General features: G+C 44.6%; 1 protein-coding gene and 1 pseudogene. Both read left to right on the forward strand.

Annotated features, from left to right (window positions below; all coding sequences use genetic code 11):
* Window positions 1–692, forward strand: a 692-nt coding sequence (locus HMPREF2981_RS03890) for a hypothetical protein (protein ID WP_070660898.1), incomplete at its 5' end; no start/stop codon positions are given.
* Between the two features lie 336 nt (window positions 693–1,028).
* A pseudogene (locus HMPREF2981_RS03900) lies at window positions 1,029–1,261 on the forward strand (hypothetical protein); the annotation flags it as partial.

A 1,261-nucleotide genomic window follows, 5' to 3' on the forward strand; every position in this document is an offset into this window, starting at 1 on the left:
GCGGGTACTGGGAGAAAATCATGAAGCCTCGTTTACAGCAGCAGGGTTGGTATATCGTTGAAGTAGACTGTGTTGGTGTGGAAGATATAGTAGATTTTGGCAGGAGGCTTCTACGGGCACTTAATTTTAGCGTTGGTGATAACGAATATATCAGTCCGATATGGTATGAAAATCTTGTCAGGGAAATATCTGGAGTATCTATGCGGCAAGGTTTTTTTATCTACTATAAAAACTTTGGAGACTTTTTATCTATGCATCATGATGCAGATCCAGAGTCTTCAGCAATATATGCGATCAAGCTTCTTGAAAATATGAGCTATCACTATTCTGATCTTCGTGGGTATATTTACGAGCAGTATCCTGTGGTGGTGGGGTATGGCATTGGTCTTCCCACCTCATATATTCCGCAGCTTGAGGAGCTGATGGGTGCAGAAAATGTGATGATTGCCGGTGAGGGCGTGCGGTATCCATGGTCTGACTTTGAGGAAGAACAGCGCAGGAACTTCCCGAACGGCGCCCCGGACCCTCTATACGATAAGTATGGGGAGCTTTTTGGCGTTACTACCCATAGTTCACAGACTACGGGCATCTATGTTGATGATCCTCGATATTATCCTGAATCACCATTTTATGACCCTGCTCTTGCCTCGAAAGTGCACCTAGTGCATAGTGAATTTGACGATCCCGAATAATCGATCATGTTCTTTCTTGAGTTTAGTTGTCTGTAACTTATAGCGAAGTTACGGACAACTAAACTTTTTATATCTGTCGTTAAGCAAGAAAGCTATAGAGGCTGTTCTGCCGCAACTGCTGGTAAGGGGAACCCTATCACCTATACGGAAATGGATTTCATGGCACCTCAACCGAAGATTGGTGAAAACGGTAAAGTTGAGTTGAAGCCTAACGGGAAACCTGAGACGACTCGTGGTGATGACCGGTTGATAGTGGGGAGTAATGGCAGTATCTATTACAGCCCGGATCATTATCACACGTTTATCCTGATAGTAGAGTAAGGGAGAAAAATAACCATGGCTTATACACCAGAAAGGCCGAAATCTTTTGTAGCTCCTTTGTTTATCCGTGAAGATGGGTACTGGGAGAACCATATGCTGCCCTATCTGGAAGCGGAGGGGTGGGCTGTCATTACTGTTGATTGTGCTGGGGTGATATCGTATATGGACTTCGCCAAGCGGTTCGTTAAAACTATCGACCCCACCTACAGTTTTCCTGAAGGTTTTAATATGCGTTGGGCTGCTGAAGA

The sequence above is a fragment of the Rothia sp. HMSC069C01 genome (assembly GCF_001814655.1).
GTDB classification, from domain to species: Bacteria; Actinomycetota; Actinomycetes; order Actinomycetales; family Micrococcaceae; genus Rothia; species Rothia dentocariosa.